Here is a 22,321-nt window from a genome sequence, read left to right as displayed (position 1 = left end):
TTTCTTACAGGGTGGCGTTGAGCGCCTTGATGGGCATCTGCAGGTCGTCGAGCAGTTCCAGGTCGGCTTCGGCCGGGCGGCCGAGCGTGGTCAGGTAGTTCCCCACGATCACCGCGTTGATGCCGCCCAGCATGCCCTTCTTGGCGCCCAGGTCGCCCAGGGTGATCTCGCGGCCCCCGGCGAACCGCAGCATCGCGCGCGGCAACGCCAGGCGGAAAGCGGCCACCGACTTCAGCGCCTCGGCCACCGGCAGCACCTCGAGGTCGCCGAACGGCGTGCCGGGCCGCGGGTTGAGGAAGTTCAACGGCACCTCGTCGGGTCCCAGCTCGGCCAGTTCGGCGGCGAACTCCGCCCGCTGCTCGAGCGTCTCGCCCATGCCCAGGATGCCGCCGCAGCACACCTCCATCCCGGCGTCGCGCACCATCGACAAGGTCTGCCAGCGCTCTTCCCAGGTGTGGGTGGTCACGACGTTGGTGAAGAACGAGCGGGCTGTCTCCAGGTTGTGGTTGTACCGGTGCACGCCCATCGCCGAGAGCTGCTCGACCTGCTCGGCGGTCAGCATGCCCAGCGAGCAGGCGATGTTGATCTCGACCTCGTCGCGGATCGCCTCGATGCCGGCGGCGACCTGGGCCATCAGCCGCTCGTCGGGACCACGCACGGCGGCCACGATGCAGAACTCGGTGGCACCGGACTTGGCGGTTTGCTTGGCGGCCTCGACCAGGCTGGGAATGTCCAGCCGCGCGCTGCGCACCGGGGAGGCGAACAGCCCCGACTGTGAGCAGAAATGGCAGTCCTCCGGGCAACCGCCGGTCTTCAGGCTGATGATGCCCTCGACCTCGACCTCCGGGCCGCACCAGCGCATGCGCACCTCGTGGGCCAGCGCCAGCAGGTCGTCGAGCCGGTCGTCGGGGAGCTGCAGCACCTGCAGCACCTGCTCCCGGCTCAGCCCCTCACCGCGTTCGAGCACCTGCTCGCGCGCGACCGCCAGGATGTCTGCGTCGTGGGCGCCGGTCGCCGGTCGAGTGGCCGCTTGAGTCACCAGTTACTCCCCTGCATCTTTGTTGGCCGAGCATGCGGCCACCCCTGCCACCTGGTGGCAGCGCGAATAAAAGTGTTCAAAGTAGGGTAACGGCCGCAGCAGACGGCGCCCGCCGGGGTATCTCACCACCATGACCGATCCGCACACCGCATACGTCGCCCACCACATGCTCCTGCTGGCGATTCCGGCCTTCCTGCCGGCGGTGATTGTGGTGGCCGTGATCCTGTATGTCGCCTTGAGGGACCGCCGCGCCGGTGGCGACGACGGATCGCCGGACGGCTCGGAAGCCGCACGCGGCGCCGCCGACGAGAAGCGTGATTGACGACACGCCCGGTGGGGCATCCCGCGAACAGATACCGGCCCGCTAACTTACTAAAGAGTAAGTTAGCGATCGTCGGACCCGGCGCGAGTTTGGGAGGGCACAACGATGATGTCGACGGGGCTGATGCTGCTCGCGGAGCCACCGGCGCGGGGCGCGGGGCTGAATCAGGTGATCGGGCTGTCGGTCGCGGCGCTGGTGATCGCGGCGGCGCTGCTGTGGCTCGGCTACGCGCACCGCAACCATCGCATTCAGTGGCTGACCCGGTTCGCCGACAAGATGGGCGAGAAGTTCCACCGCCCCAATTGGGTCGCGTTTCCGGTCCTGATCTTCACCACCTCGATCATCTGCGCCCTGTTCGGGTTCATCTGGGACGTCAGCTGGCACATCGGAAACGGCCGCGACCCCGGCCCACTGGCCAACCCGGCGCACTACTTCATCATCATCGGGCTGTTCGGGATCTTCCTGGGCGGCATGACGGCGATCGTGCTGCCGTTCGACAAGCCCGGCCCGGCCGCGGTCCGCATCACCCGCAACTGGTACGCCCCGGTCGGCGGGGTGCTGATGGCCGGTTGCGGGATGTACGCGATGATCGGGTTCCCGCTCGACGACATCTGGCACCGCATCTTCGGCCAAGACGTGACACTTTGGGGCCCAACACATTTGATGATGATCGGCGGAGCCGGGTTTTCGCTGTTCGCGGTGTTGATGCTGGAGCGTGAGGGTGAGGCCCACGAAGGCGCGGACGTCTACCACGGCGCCTTCATCAAGTTCCTGCGCTACCTGTCCTTCGGCGGCATGTTCATCGGTCTGTCGGTCTACCAGATCGAATACGACTTCGGCGTCGAGCAATTCCGCCTGGTGCTGCAGCCGATGATGATCGCCGCGGCGGCCGCGCTGGCCGCGGTGGCCGCCCGGATCACGATGGGTCGCGGCGCGGCCGTCATCGCCGCCGTCTTCGCCATCGCCCTGCGCGGGGCGGTCGCGTTGTTGGTCGGGCCGGTCCTGGGGGCACCGATCAACTGGTTCCCGCTCTACCTCGGCCCGGCGCTGATGGTGGAGTTGGTCGCGCTCACCCCGTTGTTCAAGCGGCCCATCGCCTTTGGCGCGGTCTCCGGCCTGGCCGTGGGCACCGTGGGGCTGTGGCTGGAGTCGCTCTGGATCGGCACGGTGTACCACTACCCGTGGCCGATGAGCATGTGGGGTGAGGCGCTGGCGATGGCCGTGCCCGTCGCGATCTTGACGGGGACGTGCGGCGCGCTGTTCGGCATGGTGCTCACCGGCCGGCGCCTGCCGGGCCGCGCCACGGGGATGGCGGTGGTGGCGGCCACGGTGTTGGTGATCGGCGGCGCGGTGGCCAACGGGCTGCATATCGTCGTGCCGCGTCAGGACAACGCCACCGTCACGTTGACCGACCTGCCAAGCCCGCCCGGACAGCGCATGGTGTCGGCCGACGTGCGGATCACGCCGGCCGACATGGTGAGCCAACACCCCGAATGGCTGACCATCCTGTCCTGGCAGGGCCGGATGGAGAACGACCGCGGCCTGGCGATCGACCGGCTGCAGCAGGTCGGCCCCGGGCATTACCGCTCGACGCAGCCGGTGCCGGTGTGGGGTTCATGGAAGACGCTGCTGCGCGTGCAAGACGGTTACACGATGACCGCCGTACCGATCTGGGAGCCGGCCGACGACGCGATCCCGGCGCCCGAGGTTCCGGCCCTGGCGTCGTTCAACCGGCCGTTCGTGCAGGAGGTCACGATCCTGCAGCGCGAACGGGACCAGAGCGCGCCGGCCTGGCTGTTCACCGCGGGCTCGATCGTGGTGTTGTTCCTGACGCTGATGGTGATCGCCGGGCTGACCTGGGGCGCCGGTCGCCTCAACAACGCCGTCACCGAGCCGGAACCGGTCGAGGACAAGCGGCCGGTGCCGAGAGCGGCGTGAGCCGATGACGAGTCGCATCGCCCCGGCGTGGGTGGCGGCGCTGGTGTGCGCCCTGGTCGCCTGCGGCGGTAAAACACCGAGCCAGCCGCCGCCGGACGCGCTGGATATCAACGTCACGATCGCCCACGGCCAGGTGACCCCCACCAACGCCGACCTGCAGGCCAGGGTGAAGCAGCCGATCACCCTGCACGTCACCAGCGACGTCGCCGACGAGTTGCACGTGCACTCGACGCCCGACCACAAGTTCCCGGTGGCCGCCGCGCCCAACCAGACGTTCCAGTTCAGCGTCGACGTGCCCGGCGACGTCGAGGTCGAACTGCACCACCTGAACCGCACGATCGCGACCATCCAAGTCCACCCGTGAGCGCCGGTGGCGCGACGGTGGTGCTCGCGCACGGTCTGGGCGGATCCGGCGACCTGCCGGTGCCCTACCTGTACGCGATGGTCGGCGCGGCGTGGGCGCTGACGTTCACCTTCGCACTGGTCGCGTTCGCCTGGCGGCGGCCCCGGTTCGACCCGCTCAAGCCGGGCCGCCCGCTGCCGGCGGTGGTGACCGCCGTGGTCGACGCTCCGGCGACCCGCTGGACGGCTGCCGGGTTGGCGCTGATGTTCGCGGTGTGGGTGGTGGCGGCCGGGGTGTGGGGCCCGCGATCGGAGACCAATGCCCTGCTGGGGGTGTTCTACGTGCTGCTGTGGGTCGGCCTGGTGGCGCTGTCGCTGCTGTTCGGGCCGGTCTGGCGGGTCCTCTCACCGATGCGGACGGTGTACTTGCTGCTGCGGCGCGGCACGCCCGAGCGCCTGCACCGGGCCCGGTGGTCCTATCCCGAGCGGTGGGGTTACCGCCCGGCCGCGCTCGGCCTGTTCGCGTTCGTCTGGATGGAGCTGGCCAGCCCCGACCCGGCGTCGCTGCCTGGGGTGCGGGCGTGGCTGGGCATCTATGCGGGGGCCATGCTGGTGGGCGCCTGGCTGTGCGGCGAGCGCTGGTTGGCGCGCGCCGACCCGTTCGGGGCGTACAGCATGGCGGTGTCCCGCCTCTCGCCGTTTCGCCGCGACCCGCAGGGCGGGAGGATCGTCGTCGGCAACCCGCTCGATCATTTGCCGTCGCTGCCCGTCCGGCCCGGCGTGGTCGTGCTGCTCGCGGTGCTGCTCGGGTCGACGGCGTTCGACAGCTTCTCGTCGTCGCCGACGTGGCGCGGCTTCGCCGACCGGCTCTCCCCCGGCGTCGGCCTGACGCCGACGCTATCGTCGTCGCTGCTGCGGACCGTCGGGCTGGTGGCCTTCATTTCCGTTGTGGCGGTGACCTTTTCGCTTGCTGCGCGTGCGACGGGCGGCGTGGACTCCGGGCAACGCCGAGCCCTGCCCGGCCAGATGGCGCATTCGCTGATCCCCATCGTGGTGGGCTACATCTTCGCCCACTACCTGACCTACCTCGTCGAGCGCGGGCAGCAGGCCGTGTTCGCGCTGGCCGACCCGTTCGGCCGTGGCTGGAATTTGCTGGGGCTGGCGCACCAGCAGGTGGCCTACGTGTTGTCCACGCACCCGCCGGTGCTGGCCGGAATCAAGGTGGCCTGCGTGGTGACCGGCCACATCGTCGCGGTGATCGCCGCGCACGACAAGGCGCTGCGGCTGCTGCCGGGCGGCCACCAGCTCACCGGCCAGCTGACGATGATGCTGGTCATGGTCGGCTACACCTTCACCGGCCTGTATCTGCTGTTCGGCGGCTAGCGGATCAGGTAGTCGTACTTCTGCTCGCCGTTCCAGTGCCGCAGGCCGGCGAAGCTGCCCTCGATCAGCGGCGGGCGCCCCGCGATGCGCAGCGCCCGGCCCAGCGCCGGTCCCCCGACGCGGCGCGCCAGCGTGACGTGTGGCGTCCACTGGCCCGGCAGGCTGGTCGGGGCCGGCGCGGGGGCCAGGTGTTCGCCGCACAGCCGGTGCACCTCCGCGTGGAATGCCAGCAGCTCGACCGTGGGCACGACGAGCCGGGCCAGGATCGCGTTGGACCGCCCGAGGAGCAGGGATGCACCGACGGCGCAGCCCAGCGGCAGCCGGCGGGTCAGCGGCCGCAGCGCTTCGTCGGCCGCCCCGGCGATGCGGTCGGCCACCGCGAGCGTGACGTGCGGCCGCCCGGCGGGCGCCTGGCTCGGGATCCCGGCGCCGGCCAGCGCCTCCCAGAGCCCGCGGATCGTCGCCTCGGTCTCGTCGTCGAAGAGCAGCTCGACGGAATGGACCATCAGTGGACCAGCGCGGTGACCCAGTCGCGGTCGAACGCCGCCGCGCTCATGGCCGCGAACGCGGCGGCGTCCATCGATCCCGCCCCGGCGGGCAGTGCCGCCCGCACCGGCGCGAGCCGGTCCAGGGCCGCGCGGTTCGAGTTCTCCACCGGCCCGGGGTGCGCCGGCCAGCTGCCGATCACCAGGCCGGCACACGAAACGCGATGGGTGGCAAGCGCTTCCAGAGTGAGCGCGGTGTGGTTCAGGGTGCCCAGTTCCGCGGTGACCGCGATCAGCGCGGCGGCCCCCAGCTCGACCGCCAGGTCGCGCAGGGTGACGCCGGCGTCGGCGAGTTCGACCAGCAGCCCGCCCGCCCCCTCGACGAGCGTCAGCCGGCCAGGGCGGTCCAGGCCGGCGATCAGCCGCAGTAGCCGTTCGCCGGTGGGCAGCGCCGTGCCGGCCTGCTCGGCCGCTGCGGCCGGGGCCAGGGGTTGCGGATAGCGGGCCAGCCCGGCGACCGCCGTCACTCCGGACAGCCGGGTGACCTCGGCGAGGTCGTCGTCCCCGGCGTCGGTGCCGGTCTGGACCGGCTTGCACACCGCCACGTCCATGCCGGCCTGGCGCGCATGACAGGCCAGCGCCGCGGTGACGATCGTCTTGCCGACGCCGGTGCCCGTGCCGGTGACGACCAGGACGGTCAAGGCCGGGTCGCAGCGAGCACGTCGGTGAGCACCCGCCGGGCGAGGTCGAGTTCGGCCGCGTCCAGCGACGCGCGCGCGGTCAGCCGCAGCCGGGAGGTCCCGGCGGGCACGGTCGGGGGCCGGAAGCAGCCCACCTTCACGCCGGCGTCCAGGCAGGCGGCCGCCGCGGCCAGGGCCACCTCCGGGTCGCCCAGGATCACCGACACCACCGCCGACTGGGCGACCCCGGGGACGTCGCACGCCTCGGCCAGGGTGCGGGCGTGCCGCAACACCGCGGCGGGTCGCCACGGTTCGGCCCGCAGCACGCCGAGCGCGGCCCGGGCGGCGCCCACCGCCGCCGGGGCCAGGCCGGTGTCGAAGATGAACGTCCGCGCCGCGTCGATCAGGTGCGCGCGCACCGCCGCCGGAGCGAGCACCACGCCGCCCTGGCTGCCCAGCGCCTTGGACAGGGTCGTGGTCATCACCACGTCCGGGGCGCCGGCCAGCCCGAGCTCGTGCAGCAGCCCGCGCCCGTCGCCGCGCACGCCCAGGCCGTGGGCCTCGTCGACGATCAGCAGCGCGCGGTGGCGGCGGCACACCTCGTGCAGCTCCCGCAGCGGCGCCAGCGCGCCGTCGGCGCTGAACACCGACTCGGTGATGACGACGGCGCGTTCCTCCGCGCGGGAGGCAAGCGCCGCCTCCACCGCGTCGACGTCGCGGTGCGGTGTGACCGTTACGCGCGCCCGCGACAGCCGGCAGGCGTCGACGAGGGAGGCGTGCGACAAGGCGTCGGACACCAGCAGCGCACCCCGGCCGGAGAGGCCGACGACCGCGCCCAGGTTGGCGGCGTAGCCGGAGGAGAACAGCAGGGCCGCCGACGCGCCGACGTAGTCGGCCAGTTCGGCCTCGAATTGCTGGTGCAGCTCGGTGTCGCCGGTGACCAGGCGGGAGCCGGTGGCCCCGGCGCCCCACATGCGCAGCGCCGCGACGCCGCCCTCGATCACGTCGGGGTGCTGTGACAGCCCGAGGTAGTCGTTGGAGGCCAGGTCGAGCTCCGTGGCGACCGCGGGCCGTGGCCGCAGCGAGCGGCGCAGCCCGGCCTCGCGGCGCTGCCGCTCCACGGCCTCCAGCCAGGCCAGCGGTGACGTCTCGATCGGTGCCTTCATCGGGGATCAGCCTAGTGGCGACCGCGAGCGCGGCGAAGCCGGGCGCTGCGGGTCGTCACTGCTGGTGGACGAGGCGCGACCGCGAGCGCGGCGAAGCCGGGCGCTGCGGGTCGTCACTGCTGGTGGACGAGCCGGGCGACCTCGACCATCGCGGAGGTGATCTGGGCGATCTCGGCGTCCGTGCAGACATAGGGCGGCATCGCGTAGACGAGGTTGCGGAACGGGCGCAGCCAGACGCCGCGGTCCAGCGCGGCCGGGGTGGCGATGGCCAGGTCGACCGGGCCGGCGCACTCGATGACGCCGATCGCGCCGCACACCCGCACGTCGGCCACGCCGCGCAGCGCGCGGGCGGGTTCGAGTCCGGCCGCCAGCGCGGCGGCTATCCCGGCGACCCGCGCGCGCCAGTCCTGGTCGAGCAGCAGCTCGACGCTGGCCACCGAGACCGCGCAGGCCAGCGGGTTGGCCATGAAGGTCGGGCCGTGCATCAGCGCGCCGGCCGCGCCGGTGCTGATGGTGTGGGCGATGTCGGCGCTGCACAGCGTCGCCGCCAGAGTGACGTACCCGCCGGTCAACGCCTTGCCCACGCACATGATGTCCGGGCTCACGCCGGCGTGGTCGGCCGCGAAGAGCTCGCCGGTGCGGCCGAAGCCGGTGGCGATCTCGTCGAAGATCAGCAGCACGTCGTGCCGCCTGCACAGCTCGCGCAGGTCGCGCAGGTAGCGGGGGTCGTGGAAGCGCATCCCGCCGGCGCCCTGCACCACGGGTTCGACGATGACGGCCGCCAGTTCGCCGGCATGCCGCGCCAGTTGCTCCTCGAACGCCGCGCTGTAGGCGGGGTCGTAGTCGCGCGGCACCTGCGGGGCGAACACCTGGCGGGCCAGGATGTCGGTCCACAGCGAGTGCATGCCGCCCTCGGGGTCGCAGACGCTCATCGGCGTGAAGGTGTCGCCGTGGTAGCCACCCCGCCACGTCATCAGCCGGTGCTTGCCGGGCCGGTCGCGGCCGCGCCAGTACTGCAGCGCCATCTTGACCGCAACCTCGACCGACACCGATCCCGAATCGCTGAAGAAGACGGTGTCCAGCCCCGGCGGGGTGATCTCGACCAGCAACTGGGCCAGCCGCGCGGCCGGTTCGTGCGTGAGCCCGCCGAACATGACATGGTTCATCACGCCCAGCTGCTTCGTCAGCGCCGCGTCCAGCGCCGGGTGGCCGTGCCCGTGGATGGCCGTCCACCAGGAGCTCATCGCATCCAGCGCCTCGATCGGCTCGCCGTCACGGATCAGGGTCAGCCAGGCGCCCCGGGCGGCGACGGCCACCACCGGCGCGACGGCTTCGCGGCCGATGGTGCTGTACGGGTGCCACACGTGCGCAGCGTCGATCGCGCTGATCTGCTCGGGCGTCAACCCGACCCTGGCCGCAGGCATAGTGATCGAGGGTAAAGCAGCCGAGTCGCACAAACTGCGCCCATCGGGGAGCATGGGACCCGATGGCTACGCCGCACCCGCCCGGTCACCCCGCCACCGGCCCCTATCCGACCCCGTATCCGACCAAGGACACCAATTCGCCCCTGGTCGACTACGACGACGAAGCGCCACGGGTCATCCGGCTGCGGCTGGCCGCATGGGACGTGACCTGCACGGTCGCGTTGCTGGCGCTGCTCATCGTGCTGGCCACCGCGACGACGTGGCCGAACCGCCTGTTCGGCTTCCTCGACCACGTGTGCGCCGACGAGACATGCGGGCCGGTGCCCTTCGGGATCGACTACTACATCCGCCCGCTGGTGTGGGGCGGATGCGGGGCGGCGATCGCCGCCGCCGTGGTGGGCCCCCTGGTTTCCATGCTCAAGGGCTGGTACATGTCCTTCTGGCCGGTGCTGGCCCTCACCCTGATCATGGTGAGCTCGGTCGCCGGCTCCCTGCTGACGATGTTCAGCGAACGTTATTGGGTGTAGGCGGACCGCCGCCGCCGATTCGGCGACCGGGCGCCCCTGGCGTCGGACTGAGACCCAAATCACAACGGCGCATAGGGGATTCGACGGCCCAGTCACCTTCCGGTCACGGTACGACAAAAAATCCCGCCGGGACCTGGCGGCTAACAATCGTTGTTGTCAGAGTGGTTGCAGTGACTGGTGTGAAAACAGGGGGCCCGCCCGCTGTTCACATCCGCAGAGGTCATGCAGCGGCGTCGGCCCCAACGTGGAGGCCGCCGCCCAGGTCATGCAACGGCGGCGGACGCGTGAAGTCACCGCGCTGAGGCCAGTGAGCCCTGAGAGGCCAAGGACATGAAACGCATCTACGCCTTCGCGATCGGTCTGGCGATCCTGGCGGTCCCGGCGGCCGCCGCCCCCGTGGTCGCGTCCGCCGAACCCGGCGCCCGGTCGATGGACTACCAGCAGGCCACCGACGTGGTGATCGCGCGCGGACTGTCGCAGCGCGGCGTGCCGTTCTCCTGGGCCGGTGGTGGCATCAACGGCCCCACCCGTGGCACCGGGACGGGCATCAACACCGTCGGATTCGACGCCTCGGGCCTGATGCAGTACGCCTACGCCGGCGCCGGCATCAAGCTGCCGCGCTCGTCGGGGGCGATGTACAAGGTCGGCCAGAAGGTGCTGCCGCAGCAGGCGCGCAAGGGCGATCTGATCTTCTACGGCCCCGAAGGCACGCAGAGCGTCGCGATGTACCTGGGCAACAACCAGATGCTCGAGGTGGGCGACGTCGTCCAGGTCTCGCCGGTGCGCGCCAACGGCATGGCTCCCTACCTGGTCCGCGTGCTGGGCGTCCAGTCGGCGCCGGTCCAGCCGCTGCCGCAGCAGGTGCCCACCCAGCAGGCGCCCACCCAGCAGGTGCCCACCCAGCAGGCCCCGCTGCAACAGCCGCCGCTGCAGCAGCTGCCCACCCAGCAAGCGCCCGCGCAGCAGGCTCCGCTGCAGCAGCCCCCGGTCCAGCAACTGCCCACCCAGCAGGCCCCGGCGCAGCAGGTGCCCACCCCGCAGGCACCGGTCCAGCAGGCGCCGCTGCAGCAGCAGTCCGCTCAGGCCCCGCTGCCTCAGGCGCCGCTGCAGCAACGTCCGGTTCAGCAGGCACCGCTGCAGCAACGTCCGGTGCAGCAGGCACCGGTCCAGCAGGCTCCACTGCAGCAGGCCCCGCTGCAGCAACTGCCGACGCAGCAAGCGTCGCCGCAACAGGCCCCGGTGCAGCTGGTGCCGCCCCAGCAATCTCCGTTCCTGCCCCCGGCGGCCGGCACCGCCCGGTAAACCGCGGCGCCTTGCGGGGCCTGCCCACACCGCCGCCTGCTCCTGACCGGGAGCGGGCGGCGGTTTTCGGTAAATTAGCGGTCGATCATGCCGACCCTGTCCCTGCTGCCCCGACCGGTCGCGACCGCGAAACCGGTCACTTCCGGAGCGCCTAAGGCGGGGTTCTACCGGTACGACCTCGACGGCCTGCGCGGCATCGCGATCGCGCTCGTCGCCGTGTTCCACGTCTGGTTCGGCCGGGTCTCCGGCGGCGTCGACGTGTTCCTGGCGCTGTCCGGATTCTTCTTCGGCGGCAAGATCATCCGCGCGGCGCTGAACCCGGCCGTCACGCTGTCGCCGGTGGCCGAGGTGATCCGGCTCGTGCGCCGCCTGGTGCCCGCCCTCGTCGTGGTGCTGGCCGGGTGCGCCGTGCTGACCATCATGGTGCAGCCGGAAACTCGCTGGGAGACCTTCGCCGACCAGAGCCTCGCCAGCCTCGGCTACTACCAGAACTGGGAGCTGGCCAACACCGCGTCGGACTACCTGCGCGCGGGCGAAGCCGTCAGTCCCCTGCAGCACATCTGGTCCATGTCGGTGCAGGGCCAGTTCTACGTCGCCTTCCTGCTGTTGATCGCCGGGTGCGCGTATCTGTTCCGCCGCCTACTGGGCGCCCGCCTGCGCACCCTGTTCCTGGTGCTGCTGACGGCGCTGACGGTGGCGTCGTTCGTCTACGCGGTCGTGGCGCATCAGGGCGACCAGGCGGCCGCCTACTACAACAGCTTCGCGCGCGGCTGGGAGCTGTTGCTCGGCGCGCTGGTCGGTGCGCTGGTGCCGTCGATCCGCTGGCCGATGTGGCTGCGCACGCTGTTGGCCACGGTGGCGCTCGCCGCGATCGTGTCCTGCGGGGCCCTGATCAACGGCGTGAAGGAATTCCCCGGCCCGTGGGCCCTGGTGCCCGTCGGGGCCACCATGCTGATGATCCTGGCGGGGGCCGGGCTCCAGGGCGATCCCGCCGCCAAGGAGCGGCCGCCGCTGCCCAATCGGCTACTGGCGGCCGGGCCGCTGGTCGCGCTGGGTGGGATGGCGTATTCGCTCTATCTGTGGCACTGGCCGCTGCTGATCTTCTGGCTGTCGTTCACCGGGCACCGGCACGCCGGCTTCGTCGAAGGCTCGGCGGTGCTGCTGGTCTCGGGGCTGCTGGCATACCTGACCACCCGGCTCGTCGAGGATCCGCTGCGCTACCGCACCACCGGGAAGGCACCGGCCCCGGTACCCGGCTGGCTGGCGCGCCTGCCCAGGCCCACGATGGCGCTGGGAACCGCGATCGTGCTGCTGGGCGTGACGCTGACGGCGACGTCGTTCACGTGGCGTCAGCACGTCACCGTCCTGCGGGCCGCGGGCAAGGAGCTCAGCGTGCTCAACCCGCAGGACTACCCGGGGTCCCGCGCCCTGACCGAGCATGTGCGGGTGCCCGCACTGCCGATGCGGCCCAGCGTCCTGGAGGTCAAGGACGACCTGCCGGCCTCCACCCGCGACGGCTGCATCAGCGACTTCGTCAACCCCGCGGTGGTGGTATGCACCTACGGCGACCCGACCGCCGACCGCACGATCGCGCTGGCGGGCGGTTCCCACGCCGAGCACTGGCTGCCCGCGCTGAGCCTGCTCGGCCAGATGCACCACTTCAAGGTGACGACCTATCTCAAGATGGGTTGCCCGCTGTCCACCGAGGAAGTCCCGTTGATCATGGGCAACAACCTCGCCTACCCGCAGTGCCGGGAGTGGGTGGAACAGACGATGGCCAAGGTGATCGCCGATCGCCCCGACTACGTGTTCACCACGACCACCCGGCCGTGGAACATCAAGCCCGGTGACGTGATGCCGGCGACGTACATCGGAATCTGGCAGCAGTTCTCCGACAACAACATTCCGATCCTGGGCATGCGGGACACCCCGTGGTTGGTGAAGAACGGCCAGCCGTTCGATCCGGCGGATTGCCTGGCCAAGAAGGGCGGCACCCCCCAAACGTGCTCGGTCAAGCGCTCCGACATGTTGTCCGACCGCAACCAGACCCTCGACTTCGTCGCGCAGTTCCCGCTGCTGAAGGTGCTCGACATGTCCGACGCCATCTGCCGCGCCGACGTGTGCCGCCCGGTCGAGGGCAACGTGCTGATCTACCACGGCGCCCATCACCTGACCCCCACGTACGTGCGGACCATGGCGGGCGAATTGGGCCGCCAGATCGCCGCCAACACCGGTTGGTGGTGAACGCGCCCGGCACCCACGACCGCGACTAAGGTCGAGAGGTGCCGACCGACTATCACGCTTCAGAAGCAGGCGTATCTGGTAACCAGCAGCCGAAACTGGCCACCGTGTGGCCGGGGAACCCCTATCCGCTCGGCGCGTCCTATGACGGGGCGGGAACCAACTTCTCGTTGTTCTCCGAGATCGCCGAGAGGGTCGAGTTGTGTCTGATCGACGACGCCGGGGCGGAGTCACGGATCCCGCTCGACGAAGTGGACGGCTTTGTCTGGCATGCGTATCTGCCGAACATCACTCCGGGTCAGCGCTACGGCTTCCGGGTGTACGGGCCCTTCGATCCGACCACCGGCCACCGCTGCGACCCGAGCAAGCTGCTGCTGGACCCGTATGGCAAGGCCTTCCACGGCGATTTCACCTTCGGCCAGGCGTTGTTCTCCTACGACATGAAGGCGGTCCACCCCAACGGGGATGACGCCGACCCCGGGACTCCCCCGATGGTCGACTCGCTGGGGCACACCATGACCAGCGTGGTGAGCAATCCCTTCTTCGACTGGGGCTCGGACCGTTCGCCGCTCACTCCGTATCACGAAACGGTGATCTACGAGGCACACGTGAAGGGCATGACCCAGACCCACCCGGGCATCCCCGCCGAGCTGCGCGGCACCTATGCCGGCCTGGCCCACCCGGTCATCATCGATTACCTCAAGTCGCTGAACGTCACCGCGCTGGAGCTGATGCCGGTGCACCAGTTCATGCACGACTCGCGGCTGCTGGATCTCGGACTGCGAAACTATTGGGGCTACAACACTTTCGGGTTCTTCGCACCGCACAATCAGTACGCGGCCAACCGCAACGCCAGCGTCGCCGAGTTCAAGTCCATGGTGCGCGCCCTCCACGAAGCTGGCATCGAGGTCATCCTCGACGTGGTGTACAACCACACCGCCGAGGGCAATCACCTCGGCCCGACGATCAACTTTCGCGGCATCGACAACGCCGCCTACTACCGGCTCGTCGACGAGGACCTGCGCCTGTACAAGGACTACACCGGCACGGGCAACAGCCTCAACGCCCGCCACCCGCACGTCCTGCAGTTGATCATGGACTCGCTGCGCTACTGGGTCACCGAGATGCACGTCGACGGGTTCCGCTTCGATCTGGCCGCCACGCTCGCGCGCGAGCTGCACGACGTCGATCGATTGAGCGCGTTCTTCGATCTGGTGCAGCAGGATCCGATCGTCAGCCAGGTCAAATTGATCGCCGAGCCGTGGGACGTCGGCGAGGGCGGCTACCAGGTCGGAAATTTCCCGGGTTTGTGGACGGAGTGGAATGGGAAGTATCGCGATACTGTGCGCGACTACTGGCGGGGCGAGCCCGCAACCCTGGGCGAGTTCGCTTCCCGGCTGACCGGGTCGTCGGACCTGTATGAGGCGACCGGCCGGCGCCCGAGCGCCAGCATCAACTTCGTCATCGCCCACGACGGGTTCACGCTCAACGACCTGGTCTCCTACAACGAAAAGCACAACCTGGCCAACGGCGAAGACAACCGGGACGGCGAAAGCCACAACCGTTCGTGGAACTGCGGCGTCGAGGGGCCGACCGACGACCCGGAGATCCTGGCGCTGCGCCGTCGCCAGATGCGCAACTTCTGGGCGACCCTGATGCTCAGTCAGGGCACGCCGATGATCGCGCACGGCGACGAGCTGGGCCGCACCCAGAACGGCAACAACAACGTGTACTGCCAGGACTCCGAATTGTCTTGGATGGATTGGTCATTGGTGGACAAGAATTCGGACCTGCTGGCGTTCGCGCGCAAGGTGAGCTCGCTGCGCAAGAACCACCCGGTGTTCCGGCGGCGCCGGTTCTTCGAGGGTGAGCCGCTCCGCAGCGGCGACGAAGTGCGCGACATCGCCTGGATGAATCCGAGTAGCCGCGAGATGACGCACGAGGACTGGGGCGAAAGCATTCACAAGTGTGTGGCGGTGTTCCTCAACGGCGAGGCCATCACCGCACCCAATGCACGCGGTGAACGGGTGGTCGACGACTCATTCCTGTTGTGCTTCAACGCCGGTGAAGACCCGGTGGAGTTCGTGCTGCCGAACAACGAATATGCGCAGGAGTGGACCGTGGAACTGGACACCAACGACCCGGTGGGCGTCAAGGACGATGCCGATCAGGTGATGAACGCCGGGCAGCAGATCGTGGTGGGTTCACGTTCGCTTCTGGTATTACGTAAGACCATGTGACGCATGGTTTTTCCCATACTGTCGACCTACCGGCTGCAGCTGCGGGGTGAGGCCAGCGGGTACGCGTTCACCTTCGCCGACGCGGAAAACCTGCTGGACTATTTGCACGAACTCGGGGTGTCGCACATCTACCTGTCCCCGATCATGACCGCGGCCACCGGGTCCAACCACGGCTACGACGTCACCGACCCGACGACCGTCTCCGCCGAGCTCGGCGGCCGCGACGGGCTGGCGCGGCTGTCGGCGGCTGCGCGGGAGCGTGGCATCGGCCTGATCGTCGACATCGTCCCCAACCACGTGGGGATCGACCAGCCCCAGCAGAACGCGTGGTGGTGGGACGTGTTGACACACGGCCGGTCCTCGGACTACGCAACGTATTTCGACATCGACTGGGACCTCGACGAGGACGGCCGCATCGTGCTGCCCATTCTCGGTTCCGACGACGACGCCGCCGACTTGCACGTCGACGGTGAGTTGCTGCGGCTGGGCGACCTGGCCCTGCCCATCGCGCCCGGCACCGCCGAGGGCACCGGACCCGAGGTGCACGACCGCCAGCACTACCGGCTGGTGGGGTGGCGCAACGGCGTGTGCGGCTACCGGCGTTTCTTCTCGATCACCTCCCTGGCCGGGCTGCGCCAGGAAGACCGCGCGGTGTTCGACGCGACCCACGCCGAGGTCGCCCGCTGGGCCGCCGAGGGACTCGTCGACGGAGTGCGCATCGACCACCCCGACGGGCTGTCCGACCCGTGCGGCTACTTGGCGTGGCTGCGCGAATCCGTCGGCCCGCAAACCTGGATCGTGATCGAGAAGATCCTCGCGGTCGACGAAGCCCTCGAACCCACTCTGCCCATCGGCGGCACCACCGGCTACGACGTGCTGCGCGAGGTCGGCGGCGTGTTCGTCGACCCCAGCGGCGCGCCCGCGCTCACCGAGCTCGTGCAGTCGGCGGGCCTCGACTACGGCGCGACGCCCGAGATGTTGGCGGAGCTCAAGATCCGCGCGGCCACCGACACACTCGCCAGTGAACTGCGCCGGTTGCGCCGGGCCGTCGTGGCCGCGGCCGGCGCCGATCACCCGCGGTTGCCCGAGGCGGTGGCCGCGCTGCTCACTCATATCGGCGTCTACCGCTGCGATTACCCGGGGCTGTCGGCGATCATGCCGACGGCGCTGGCCGCAACGCAGGCGCAGTCACCGGAATTGGGGCCCGCGCTGCAGGTGCTCGCCGCGGCGCTGGCCCGCGGCGGCGAGCCGGCGACCCGGCTGCAGCAGCTGTGCGGCGCGGTCACCGCCAAGGCAAGCGAGGACTGCTACTTCTACCGCGACGCCCGGCTGGTGTCGCTCAACGAGGTGGGCGGCGAACCGCACCGGTTCGGTGTCGGCGCCGCGGAGTTCCATCACAGCGCCGCCGCCCGCGCCCGGCTGTGGCCGCAGACGATGACGACGCTGACCACCCACGACACTAAACGCGGCGAGGACGTGCGGGCCCGCATCGGGGTGCTGTCGCAGGTCCCGTCGCTGTGGGCCGAGTTCGTCGCCCGCTGGGAGGTCGCCGCGCCCTCACCGGATCCGGCGACCGGACAGTTCCTGTGGCAGAACATCTTCGGCGTGTGGCCCGTCAGCGGCGAGGTCAGCGCCGAGCTGCGCGAGCGGCTGCACGCCTACGCGGAGAAGGCCATCCGGGAAGCCGCCTGGCGTACCTCGTGGAACGATCCGGACACCGAGTTCGAGGACGCGGTCCACCGTTGGCTGGACCAGGTGTTCGACGGCCCGGTGGCGGGCCAGCTGACCGAACTGGTCGCCCAGCTCAACCCGCACGCCTCCAGCGACGCACTGGGGCAGAAGCTGCTGGCGCTTACCGTGCCGGGCATACCCGACGTGTACCAGGGCACCGAGCTGTGGGACGACAGCCTGGTCGACCCGGACAACCGCAGGGCCGTCGACTATGCCGCTCGCCGCGCCGCGCTCAAGGCGTTGGAGCACCCCAAGATTCGGGTCGTGACGACGGCGCTTCGGGTGCGTCGCGCGCACCCGGATACGTTCCTGCACGGCGACTACGTGCCGGTGCTGGCCGACGGCGACGCCAGCGAGCACGTGCTGGCCTTCCGCCGGGGCGACGACGTGGTGGTCGCGGCCACCCGCTGGACCGTGCGGCTGGCCGAAACCGGCTGGGGCAACACGGTGGTGCCGCTGCCCGAGGGGACCTGGAAGGACGCCCTCACCGGGGCCGTGGCGGAAGGCGCGACGTCGGCCGCGCAGTTGTTCGCCGACCTGCCCGTCGTGCTGCTGGAGCGCCACCATGACTGAATTCCGCGTCTGGGCGCCCAAACCGGAGTCGGTCCGGCTCGACGTCGAGGGCCGGGTGCACGCGATGACGCGTTCCGATGACGGCTGGTGGCACACCACCGTCGACGCGGCGCCGGACGCCAGGTACGGGTTCCTGCTCGACGACGATCCGACCGTGCTGCCCGACCCGCGCTCGCCCCGGCAGCCCGACGGCGTGCACGCCCGCTCGCAGCTGTGGGACCCGGCCGGCGCGGCGTGGACCGACGGCGACTGGCAGGGCCGGGCGGTCGAGGGCGCGGTGATCTACGAACTGCACCTGGGCACCTTCACCGAGGCCGGCACCTTCGACTCCGCGATCGAGAAGCTGGAATACCTGGTGGACCTCGGCGTCGACTTCGTCGAGCTGATGCCCGTGAATTCCTTTGCCGGAACGCATGGCTGGGGATACGACGGGGTGCTGTGGTACAGCGTGCACGAACCCTACGGCGGCCCCGACGGCCTGGTCCGGTTCGTCGACGCCTGCCACGCGCGGGGGCTGGGCGTGCTGATCGACGCGGTGTTCAACCACCTCGGCCCGTCGGGGAACTACCTGCCGAAGTTCGGACCCTACCTGTCGTCGGCGAGCAATCCGTGGGGCGAGGGCATCAACATCGCCGACGCCGACTCCGACGAGGTACGCCGCTACATCATCGGGTGCGCGCTGCGCTGGATGCGCGACTTCCACGCCGACGGGCTGCGCCTGGACGCCGTGCATGCCCTGGTGGACACCACCGCCATCCACATCCTCGAGGAGCTCGCGGCCGAAACCGATTGGCTGGCACAGCAGCTGGGCCGCCCGCTGTCGCTGATCGCCGAGAGCGATCTCAACGACCCGCGGCTGATCACCCCGCGTGACCGTGGTGGCTACGGCCTGACCGCGCAATGGGCCGACGACATCCACCATGCCATCCACACCGCGGTGTCCGGCGAGCGCCAGGGTTACTACGCGGATTTCGGGTCGCTGGCCAGCCTGGCACAAACGCTGCGCCACGGTTACTTTCACGCGGGCACGTATTCGTCGTTCCGGCACCGCCGCCATGGCCGGCCGCTGGACACCGCGGAGAAGTCGGGGATCCCCGGCACCCGGCTGGTCGCGTACACCTGCACCCATGACCAGGTCGGCAACCGGGCCCTCGGGGACAGGCCGTCACAGAACCTGACCGGCGGCCAGCTGGCGATCAAGGCCGCGCTCGCGCTCGCGACGCCTTTCACCGCAATGCTTTTCATGGGTGAGGAGTATGCGGCGTCGACCCCGTTCCAGTTCTTCAGCTCGCATCCCGAGCCTGAACTGGCCAAGGCCACCGCCGAAGGGCGCAAGGCCGAGTTCGCCGAACACGGCTGGGATGCCGACGAGATCCCCGACCCGCAGGACCCGCAGACGTTCCAGCGCTCGAAGCTCAACTGGGACGAGGTCGACTCGGGCGAGCACGGACGGGTGCACCGGCTCTACCGCGAGCTCATCGCCTTGCGGCGCTGCGACCCCGACCTGGCCGACCCGTGGCTGGACCACCTCACGGTCGACTACGACGAGGACCAGCGCTGGATCAGCGTGTCACGCGGCCGGTTACGCATCGTGTGCAACCTGGGACCCGAGGCGGCGAAGGTGCCCGTCACCGGTGACGTGGTCCTGGCCTGGGGCGACCCGCGGGTCGACGGCGAGCACACGGTGCTCGAAGGCCACTCGTTCGCCATCCTGGCGGCCCACCAGCGGACGTAGCCTCGCGCCGGCCTGTGGATAACGGTGAGCAGCCGCGCGGGCAACCGTCGATGATTCGCCCATGAATCGATCCGCATTCGGCCGGTGTATCGGCTTGCTGAGGAAGAAGAGGCCGGCGCCGGTTTCACCCGTCACGCCCGGCGAGACGCCGCCTGAGCCCAGCGTGGAGCTGCTGTGGACGGGCCCGGGCCTGGGATCCGTGCGCGGCGAAGGCCGTTGACGCTCCCCTAGACGCTGGGCCGGCCCGCGCCGTGCACCGCCTCGGCGATCGCGTCCGCCAGCGGGTCGATCTCGTCGGCCGTCAGGTCCGCGACCGTGACGCGGATGCCCGGCGGGGTGGCGATCCGAAACCGAGTGCCGGGGGCGGCCGCCCAGCCCGCACCGAGCAGCCGGGTGATCGCGACGGTCTCGTCGGGCACGGGGACCCATACGTTGAGCCCGGAACGCGCGTGCGCCACAACGCCTCGCTCGGCCAGGGCGGCGCATAGTCGCCGTCGGGTTTCGCCGTATTGCCGCTCGGCCGCCGCGACCAGCCGCGCGGCCGCCTGATCCGACCACAGGCTGACGGCCAGGTCCTGCAGCAGGTGACTCACCCAGCCGGGCCCCAGCCGCAGGCGGCCGTGCACGCGCTCGATGGTGCGGCGGTCGCCGCCGAGGACGGCCACGCGCAGGTCGGGGCCGTAAGCCTTGGACGCGGACCGCACGAACGCCCAATGCTCGGTCACGCCGGCCAAGGTATGCAACGGCGCACCGGAAATGCCGGCGCAGTGATCGTCTTCGACGAGCAGCAGATCGCCGGCGCGGTGCGCCAACAGTTGCCGCAGCGCGTCGGCGCGGTCCGCGGACAGTGCCGCCCCGGTTGGGTTTTGGGCGCGATTGGTGATGATGAGCCCGCGCACCCCGCGGTCCAGCGCCCGCGCCAGGCTGGCGGGCAGTGGCCCGTTGTCGTCGACCTCAACGGGCTCGGCCGAAAGCCCCAGGGCGGCAAGCAAATCGAGGAGGTTGGCCCAGCCAGGGTCCTCGACGGCGACCCGGTCGCCGGGACGCAGGTGCGCGGTCAGGACGCGCTCGATGCCGTCGAGCGCGCCGCTGGTCACCGCGAGGTGCTCGGCCGGCACACCATCGGCGCGCAGCGCCGCCCGGGAGAACTCGACCAATGCCGCCGACATCGCCGGCTCCCCGTACAGCACCGGGCGGCCCGCGACGGGTCCGGGCAGCGTGGCGCCCGCGAGGGGCAGCAGGGCGGGGTCCGGATTGCCGGTCGACAGGTCGCGCACCCCGGCGGGGACGTCGAGCGCCAGGAGGGATCGCGGCGTGGTCGCCGGGCGGTGGCGCACCCGGGTGCCGCGCCGGCCCGCGGTCTCGACGGCCCCGCGATGACGCAGCAGCCGGTAGGCCGCGGCGGCGGTGTTGGTGTTCACGCCGAGGCGGGCGGCCAGCTCACGGACGGGTGGCAGCGCCTCACCGGGCGCCAGGGAGCCCGCCGAGATCGCCTCTTCGATGCTGGCGGCTATGGACTCCGCGCCCGTCCCGGTTATGCTCCTTTGTACTGTCACACATAACATTATGTACTAGTACGAAAGTCAAGGCCATGCAGACCGGATACGAGCCGACGCCGCGCACCACGCCCACGCGTTACCGCGAGCGGATGCACTACGACCGCGCGACGGTCCACCAGATCCTGGACGAGTCGCTGATCTGCCACCTGGGTTATCTCAACGCCGGCCGACCGGTGGTGCTGCCGACGACGCACGCCCGGCTCGGCGAGACGCTCTACCTGCACGGCTCCACGGGCGGCGGCCCCCTGCTCGCGGCCCGCGCCGCGCCGTCGGGGCTGCCGGTGTGCGTCACCGTCACCCTGGTCGACGGGCTGGTGCTGGCGCGCTCCGCCATGCACCATTCGGTGAACTTCCGCTCGGTGGTGGTACTGGGCGATGCCCGCGTGGTCGACGAGGCGGCGGAGAAGCGGCGGGCCCTCGCCGGCCTGCTCGATCACGGCGCGCCCGGGCGCGCCGCTGACTGCCGCGCCGCGAACCCCCGCGAACTGGCCGCCACCGGCGTTCTCGCGCTCGACCTCGTGGAGGTGTCGGCCAAGGTGCGCACTGGAGGGCCGGTGGACGACCCGGAGGATTGCGCGCTGCCGCACTGGGCGGGGGTGGTGCCGCTGAGCCTGACGGCCGGGGCGCCGATCCCGGTCGGCGATCTGGATCCCGCGACGCCGGTGCCGGGGTATCTACAGAAGCGTCGACCCTGAGCTGCGGGGCGCTCAGGCCGCCGGTTGTTGATCACCCGCCCGGTCGCGTGCAAGCCCGGTGTTGTCCCACCAGGTTCCGACGAGCATGACGGTGCCGGCCCACGCCGTGCCCAGCATCCATCCGGAGAGCACGTCACTGACGTAATGGACTCCCAGGTAGACCCGCGAGAACCCGATCAGCAACGCCGCGCCGACCGCGATCGTCCACACCATCACGCGCCCGGTCCACCAGGGGATCAGCCAGCGGGTCAGCATCCACGCAGAGATGACCATGATCGCGGCGGTGCCGGTTGCGTGCCCGGAGGGAAACGAATACCCGTCCGCGTCGATGAGGGCGAACGGCAACGGCGGACGCTTTCGGCCTACCAAGGCCTTGGCCGCGAAGAGCAGCAGTGGAACCGCACCGCCACCAACCAGAGCAAGCACCACGGGTCGCCATGACCTGCACCGGAAGCCGGCGGCAACAGAAACCGGGAAGGCGAGCGCAGCTAGGAAAAGGGGCCCGCCCGCGATAGTGACCGCCCGCAGAATGTTGGTCAGCCATAGATCACGGTGGGCCGTGAGCCACCGGGTCACCGGTTGGTCGATTCCCGCGATGCCGTCGCCCTCGAGCACGTCGTCGAGCACTTCGGTGAAGCCGACCGCCAGCGCCACCACCACGGCCAGCCCGAGAAGCAATGCGACACCAGCGATCTCGCTCGCGGGCCACCGGCGGGCCAGCGACCGCCCCCTGTCTCCGATACGGTCGTGCACCCACGTCAGCGTTTTGCCGATCGCGGCGAACTCGAACAACCTCTGCCAGGTCCTCCGTAGCCGGGGTCCGTGCCGAGCAACCCAAATCGCCGCACACGCGAGGAGTACGAGCGAACCTATGGTGCCGGCGCTGACCAGGCTGAAACCGCCAGTACCGGGTCCATACTGCTGGTCCATGCACCGCGG

General features: G+C 70.4%; 17 protein-coding genes and 1 pseudogene. 11 read left to right on the top strand and 7 right to left on the bottom strand.

Annotated elements, in window-relative coordinates:
• Positions 1-4 precede the first annotated feature (4 nt).
• On the bottom strand, positions 5-1,039 hold the full coding sequence (bioB, locus tag AWC03_RS00360; protein WP_085238543.1) for a biotin synthase BioB: 1,035 nt from the start codon (positions 1,037-1,039) through the stop codon (positions 5-7).
• 130 nt (positions 1,040-1,169) lie between these two features.
• On the opposite strand from bioB, the gene AWC03_RS00355 reads away from it, so the two are divergent.
• From AWC03_RS00355 to AWC03_RS00340, 4 genes are all read left to right on the top strand, one after another.
• Positions 1,170-1,361: a hypothetical protein gene (locus AWC03_RS00355; RefSeq protein WP_085238542.1), complete on the top strand. Its 192-nt coding sequence runs from the start codon at positions 1,170-1,172 to the stop codon at positions 1,359-1,361.
• A gap of 108 nt (positions 1,362-1,469) precedes the next feature.
• Entirely contained in the window at positions 1,470-3,299 is a 1,830-nt protein-coding gene (locus tag AWC03_RS00350; protein WP_420845629.1) for a hypothetical protein, read from the top strand.
• 4 nt (positions 3,300-3,303) lie between these two features.
• A complete protein-coding gene (locus AWC03_RS00345; RefSeq protein WP_085238540.1) occupies positions 3,304-3,663 on the top strand; it encodes a hypothetical protein in 360 nt (119 codons plus the stop codon).
• Positions 3,660-5,024 (top strand): hypothetical protein, encoded by a 1,365-nt coding sequence (locus AWC03_RS00340; protein ID WP_085238539.1) that lies wholly within the window; start codon positions 3,660-3,662, stop codon positions 5,022-5,024. Before AWC03_RS00345 ends, AWC03_RS00340 begins: the two co-directional genes overlap by 4 nt.
• Here AWC03_RS00340 and AWC03_RS00335 read toward each other — a convergent pair.
• The 4 genes from AWC03_RS00335 to AWC03_RS00320 form a co-directional block, all read right to left on the bottom strand.
• Complete coding sequence (locus AWC03_RS00335) at positions 5,021-5,530, bottom strand: 2'-5' RNA ligase family protein (RefSeq protein ID WP_085238538.1); 510 nt, start codon at positions 5,528-5,530, stop codon at positions 5,021-5,023. The two genes, AWC03_RS00340 and AWC03_RS00335, sit on opposite strands and share 4 nt — an antisense overlap.
• Positions 5,530-6,210, bottom strand: a complete 681-nt coding sequence (gene bioD / locus AWC03_RS00330; RefSeq protein WP_085238537.1) for a dethiobiotin synthase — start codon at positions 6,208-6,210, stop codon at positions 5,530-5,532. Before bioD ends, AWC03_RS00335 begins: the two co-directional genes overlap by 1 nt.
• On the bottom strand, positions 6,207-7,355 hold the full coding sequence (locus AWC03_RS00325; RefSeq protein WP_085238536.1) for an 8-amino-7-oxononanoate synthase: 1,149 nt from the start codon (positions 7,353-7,355) through the stop codon (positions 6,207-6,209). The genes bioD and AWC03_RS00325 overlap by 4 nt, the downstream gene beginning before the upstream one ends.
• A gap of 113 nt (positions 7,356-7,468) precedes the next feature.
• The gene (locus AWC03_RS00320) at positions 7,469-8,779 is read right to left on the bottom strand and encodes an adenosylmethionine--8-amino-7-oxononanoate transaminase (protein WP_085238535.1); all 1,311 of its coding nucleotides are present in this window, start codon (positions 8,777-8,779) and stop codon (positions 7,469-7,471) included.
• 62 nt (positions 8,780-8,841) lie between these two features.
• Here AWC03_RS00320 and AWC03_RS00315 point away from each other — a divergent pair, with 62 nt between their 5' ends.
• The 6 genes and pseudogenes from AWC03_RS00315 to treZ all read left to right on the top strand — a co-directional run bounded on the left by AWC03_RS00315 (position 8,842) and on the right by treZ (position 19,128).
• Positions 8,842-9,306 (top strand): hypothetical protein, encoded by a 465-nt coding sequence (locus AWC03_RS00315; RefSeq protein ID WP_085238534.1) that lies wholly within the window; start codon positions 8,842-8,844, stop codon positions 9,304-9,306.
• A 330-nt stretch (positions 9,307-9,636) separates the two neighbouring features.
• Positions 9,637-10,293 (top strand): annotated as a pseudogene (gene ripD / locus AWC03_RS00310) (NlpC/P60 family peptidoglycan-binding protein RipD); the annotation flags it as partial.
• Positions 10,294-10,695: 402 nt separating this feature from the next.
• Positions 10,696-12,852: an acyltransferase family protein gene (locus AWC03_RS00305; protein ID WP_085238532.1), complete on the top strand. Its 2,157-nt coding sequence runs from the start codon at positions 10,696-10,698 to the stop codon at positions 12,850-12,852.
• A gap of 38 nt (positions 12,853-12,890) precedes the next feature.
• Positions 12,891-15,089 (top strand): glycogen debranching protein GlgX, encoded by a 2,199-nt coding sequence (gene glgX, locus AWC03_RS00300; RefSeq protein ID WP_085238531.1) that lies wholly within the window; start codon positions 12,891-12,893, stop codon positions 15,087-15,089.
• 3 nt (positions 15,090-15,092) lie between these two features.
• The gene (gene treY, locus AWC03_RS00295) at positions 15,093-17,393 is read left to right on the top strand and encodes a malto-oligosyltrehalose synthase (protein WP_085238530.1); all 2,301 of its coding nucleotides are present in this window, start codon (positions 15,093-15,095) and stop codon (positions 17,391-17,393) included.
• On the top strand, positions 17,386-19,128 hold the full coding sequence (gene treZ / locus AWC03_RS00290) for a malto-oligosyltrehalose trehalohydrolase (protein ID WP_085238529.1): 1,743 nt from the start codon (positions 17,386-17,388) through the stop codon (positions 19,126-19,128). The genes treY and treZ overlap by 8 nt, the downstream gene beginning before the upstream one ends.
• A gap of 227 nt (positions 19,129-19,355) precedes the next feature.
• Here treZ and AWC03_RS00285 read toward each other — a convergent pair whose 3' ends face one another.
• Positions 19,356-20,684, bottom strand: coding sequence for an aminotransferase class I/II-fold pyridoxal phosphate-dependent enzyme (locus tag AWC03_RS00285; protein ID WP_085238528.1), 1,329 nt, complete (start codon positions 20,682-20,684; stop codon positions 19,356-19,358).
• Between the two features lie 35 nt (positions 20,685-20,719).
• Here AWC03_RS00285 and AWC03_RS00280 point away from each other — a divergent pair, with 35 nt between their 5' ends.
• Positions 20,720-21,382: a pyridoxamine 5'-phosphate oxidase family protein gene (locus AWC03_RS00280; protein WP_085238527.1), complete on the top strand. Its 663-nt coding sequence runs from the start codon at positions 20,720-20,722 to the stop codon at positions 21,380-21,382.
• 12 nt (positions 21,383-21,394) lie between these two features.
• On the opposite strand, the gene AWC03_RS00275 is transcribed toward AWC03_RS00280, so the two are convergent.
• Positions 21,395-22,312, bottom strand: coding sequence for a phosphatase PAP2 family protein (locus AWC03_RS00275; RefSeq protein WP_085238526.1), 918 nt, complete (start codon positions 22,310-22,312; stop codon positions 21,395-21,397).
• Positions 22,313-22,321 lie beyond the last annotated feature (9 nt).

Source organism: Mycobacterium europaeum, assembly GCF_002102155.1.
Classification (GTDB): Bacteria; Actinomycetota; Actinomycetes; order Mycobacteriales; family Mycobacteriaceae; genus Mycobacterium; species Mycobacterium europaeum.
This window is presented reverse-complemented; position numbering and strand designations above follow the sequence as displayed.

What these genes read in the sequence shown, in the direction of transcription:
- AWC03_RS00355 (WP_085238542.1), top strand. Translation starts at nt 1,170, where the DNA reads ATGACCGATCCGCACACCGCATACGTCGCCCACCACATGCTCCTGCTG.
- AWC03_RS00350 (WP_420845629.1), top strand. Translation starts at nt 1,470, where the DNA reads ATGTCGACGGGGCTGATGCTGCTCGCGGAGCCACCGGCGCGGGGCGCG.
- AWC03_RS00345 (WP_085238540.1), top strand. Translation starts at nt 3,304, where the DNA reads ATGACGAGTCGCATCGCCCCGGCGTGGGTGGCGGCGCTGGTGTGCGCC.
- AWC03_RS00335 (WP_085238538.1), bottom strand. Translation starts at nt 5,530, where the DNA reads ATGGTCCATTCCGTCGAGCTGCTCTTCGACGACGAGACCGAGGCGACG.
- AWC03_RS00325 (WP_085238536.1), bottom strand. Translation starts at nt 7,355, where the DNA reads ATGAAGGCACCGATCGAGACGTCACCGCTGGCCTGGCTGGAGGCCGTG.
- AWC03_RS00320 (WP_085238535.1), bottom strand. Translation starts at nt 8,779, where the DNA reads ATGCCTGCGGCCAGGGTCGGGTTGACGCCCGAGCAGATCAGCGCGATC.
- AWC03_RS00315 (WP_085238534.1), top strand. Translation starts at nt 8,842, where the DNA reads ATGGCTACGCCGCACCCGCCCGGTCACCCCGCCACCGGCCCCTATCCG.
- AWC03_RS00305 (WP_085238532.1), top strand. Translation starts at nt 10,696, where the DNA reads ATGCCGACCCTGTCCCTGCTGCCCCGACCGGTCGCGACCGCGAAACCG.
- treY (WP_085238530.1), top strand. Translation starts at nt 15,093, where the DNA reads ATGGTTTTTCCCATACTGTCGACCTACCGGCTGCAGCTGCGGGGTGAG.
- treZ (WP_085238529.1), top strand. Translation starts at nt 17,386, where the DNA reads ATGACTGAATTCCGCGTCTGGGCGCCCAAACCGGAGTCGGTCCGGCTC.
- AWC03_RS00280 (WP_085238527.1), top strand. Translation starts at nt 20,720, where the DNA reads ATGCAGACCGGATACGAGCCGACGCCGCGCACCACGCCCACGCGTTAC.
- AWC03_RS00275 (WP_085238526.1), bottom strand. Translation starts at nt 22,312, where the DNA reads ATGGACCAGCAGTATGGACCCGGTACTGGCGGTTTCAGCCTGGTCAGC.